Source organism: Teichococcus aerophilus, from assembly GCF_014490485.1.
GTDB classification, from domain to species: domain Bacteria; phylum Pseudomonadota; class Alphaproteobacteria; order Acetobacterales; family Acetobacteraceae; genus Pseudoroseomonas; species Pseudoroseomonas aerophila.
This window is the reverse complement of record NZ_JACTVA010000117.1, coordinates 1-2,957: the sequence shown is the minus strand read 5'-3', so window position 1 is coordinate 2,957 and position 2,957 is coordinate 1. Positions and strand designations below refer to the sequence as shown.

3 protein-coding genes and 2 pseudogenes are annotated in these 2,957 nt (G+C 62.5%); 3 read left to right on the top strand and 2 right to left on the bottom strand.

The genetic code is table 11. The features are described 5' to 3' along the window. The first annotated feature begins 215 nt into the window (after nucleotides 1–215). Entirely contained in the window at nucleotides 216–782 is a 567-nt protein-coding gene (locus IBL26_RS25320; RefSeq protein ID WP_187787267.1) for an IS110 family transposase, read from the top strand. A gap of 37 nt (nucleotides 783–819) precedes the next feature. After that, nucleotides 820–906: pseudogene (locus IBL26_RS26225) on the top strand (hypothetical protein); the annotation flags it as partial. Between the two features lie 42 nt (nucleotides 907–948). Here the strand turns inward: IBL26_RS26225 and IBL26_RS25310 are convergent. Together IBL26_RS25310 and IBL26_RS26220 are read right to left on the bottom strand one after the other, a co-directional pair. Continuing rightward, nucleotides 949–1,702: pseudogene (locus tag IBL26_RS25310) on the bottom strand (IS5 family transposase); the annotation flags it as partial. Between the two features lie 517 nt (nucleotides 1,703–2,219). Continuing rightward, the gene (locus tag IBL26_RS26220) at nucleotides 2,220–2,603 is read right to left on the bottom strand and encodes a transposase (RefSeq protein WP_367615511.1); all 384 of its coding nucleotides are present in this window, start codon (nucleotides 2,601–2,603) and stop codon (nucleotides 2,220–2,222) included. A gap of 85 nt (nucleotides 2,604–2,688) precedes the next feature. Between IBL26_RS26220 and IBL26_RS25300 the strand changes: the two genes are divergently transcribed. After that, nucleotides 2,689–2,957: transposase (locus IBL26_RS25300; RefSeq protein WP_187787265.1), on the top strand; the 269-nt coding region annotated here is incomplete at its 3' end.

The following is a 2,957-nucleotide window of genomic DNA, read 5'->3' as shown; positions in this document are numbered from 1 at the left end:
GCGTCAGGTAGGGCGCAACCAGCGCCCATTCATCATCGGAAACGTCAGAGGGGTACGGCTTGCGGGCACTCATGCCCCTCAGCCTGATCGTTACCCGCCCAAAGGTCCATAACAGCCTCTAGATGCGGTAATCGGGTCGGCATTGGGTTGGATGTTCTGTAGCCGGATGTTCGTCCATGCGACCCTTCGGGATCACGCATTAAGGCGGCACGGCGATGACCTACTACGCCGGCGTCGACGTTTCGCTGGAGACGAGCAGCATTCGCATCGTGGACGCGCAGGGGGCAATCCAGCGTGAACTCAAGGTGGAGAGCGAGCTTGAGGCAAGGGCCGCAGCCCTGACGGGCACTGGCTTCATTTTTAGCCGCATTGGCCTGGAGGCAGGGTCGCTCTCGCCGTGGCTCCACGCGGGCTTGGCCAAGGCTGGCCTGCCGGTGGTGCTTCTCGAGACCCGGCAGTTGCGCGCCACGATCAAGGCCATGCCGGTTCAGACAGACCGGAACGATGCTCGGGCGATGGCGCAGGTGGCGCGCACCGGCTGGTACAAGGCGGTGCACGTGACGTCAGAACAGTCCGAGGACCTGCGAGTCCTGCTGAGTGGCCGCAAACTACTGGTTGCCAAGCTGCGCGACCTCGATCATGGCATTCGAGGGCCGCAGCGTGGATTGGGGTTCAAAGTTGGGCAGGTCAGCGAGGCAGCCTTTCCGGACCGCGCCCGAGAACTTGCCGACGGGCAAGGTGGGGCTGGAGGCGGTGATGGGGCCGCTGCTGTAGGCCCGTGATGCCGTTCGCACGGAGCGCGAGCGCCTGCATCGCTTGATGCTGGCGTCAGTACGCGAGGATGACGTCCACCGCCAGCTGATGACGCTGCCGGGCGTCGGGCCGGTGACGGCGCTGACCTTCTGCTCCGCAGTCGACGGTCCCGCTAGGTTCAGTCGCCCACGGGCGGTTGAGCGAGGCGGCGAGGCAGAGGACGTTGAGGAATGGCGCGGCGGCCTTCTCGTAGCGGGTGGCGTCCCCGCGCCATTCTTTGAGCCATGCGCCGGGCCGCTCCACCCGATTGCGGTTGTGGTAAATCCACGAAAGGCAGGCGAGTGGCGCCTCGTGCCGCTGCGGTGGAATGGCGGGTGAGAGCCCCGGCTCCAGATGTGTTCGAACAAGGCATGGCTGGTGTAGCCGCGGTCAGCCACTATACAAGTCGGCGTCTCTTGCAGCCGGCTGATCAGGGCGCGTGCCATCGGCAGTTCGTGCGCCGGGCCCGGTGCCAGGCTGAAAGCGATGGCACGGCAGCCGCCATCGGCGATCGCGCAGGCCTTGGTGCCATAGCCGCCACGTGATCGGCCAGGAGCCTCAAGCGTATCGCGTCGGGCTCCGGATCTCCCTTTTTTGGCCGCACCGGCGGCCACCTGATGTGCACGGATGTTGCTGCCAACGAGGACGACCATGCCCAGCCGCACGCCCTGCTCCTGAACCAGGATCAACAGTTGTCCCCACACGCCATGCCTGCCCCAGCGAATGCAGGTTGATGCCGCCATCGAGCATGGATCGTACTCAGCGGGCATGATACGTTACTCGGCGCCGCTCTGGCAGCGCCAGATGATCGCCTCCACCGTGCGCCGCAGGTGATGATGTTGCGCTTTGCGGTGCGGGCGGCAGGCCTCTATCAACGGCTCCAGAACGCCCACCGTGCGTCCGTGAGCATCATCGCGTCACCTTCCACTTCCTCCGCAGCAGATCGACTAAGGATCAGGCGCTAACAGACACTGGATGTTAATTAACATTCCGTCCTAATTTAACGTTGAGCCAACAATAGTTGACCTCACATCAATATCTGTGAAACTGCTGCCTGCAGGATGGAAAGAACGATGCCGCGCATCATGATTGTAGGTGAGCCATCGCATTGGCCAAAGGTCAGCGATGAAGTGAGGATCTGTAGCTATCCGCCCACAACAGCAATGCTCATCTGCCTCAGTCCGCAGGGACAAGTTTCAGTCACCGAACCGGCTGGGGCCGACCCATTCTATGGAAAAGAGGGAGACACAGGCATCGTGACGTCAATCTCGCCCGGAGCATCGAGTGGTGGCCCCCTAGCGATCGTCGAGTTCTAGAGGCTGTTATGGACCACCCATAAACAGCTGAAATTGCGTGACTTTCTATATACAGGATCGACGCGGAAAGCCTGCAAAATCAAGCTTCTAGGGGCAGGTCCATAATAGCCTCTAGGCTCTGTTGACATAGTTGTTTAGCCAGAGCTTCGTGGCGGCGAGTGAGAGGAATCCAAGGAAGGAAGTAGCGGTCTTATCATACCGGGTTGCGATGCGCAGAATTGCTTCAGGCGGTTGAACAGGCGCTCGACGTGATTGCGATCCCGGTAGCGCTGGAAGTCGCAGGCAGGCGGCCTCTCGGCGGTTCGCCTCTGGTGGAACGACTGGCAGGATGCCGCGGCAGAGCAGGTTCTCGCGAACGGTGTCCCCGTCATATCCTTTGTCGGCGAGCAACGCCTTCGGCTTGGGCACGGGCATGTCGAGCAGCGCAGGCACGGCCTTGTAATCCGACACTCCGCCGCCTGTCAGGACGAAGCCAAGAGGGCGTCCCTGGCCCATCGGATGGCCTCTAGGCTCAAGACCTATTGAATCTGCCCTTGCGCTCTGATGATGCTGTGATTCCATGGCGGCCGGAGGTGCTGCCATGGATGACCTGTTCTGGTTGACGGAGGCGCAGGCCGCACGGATCTCGCCTTTCTTCCCGCTGTCGCACGGCGTGCCTCGGGTGGACGACCAGCGTGTCGTCAGCGGCATCATCCATGTCATCCGCAACGGCCTGCGTTGGCGCGACGCGCCTGCCGAGTACGGCCCGCACAAGACGCTCTACAACCGCTTCATCCGCTGGAGCCGGATGGGCGTGTTCAACCGGATCTTCGCAGGCCTGGCGGGCCGCCGAGGCCAGCCCGATCGGCT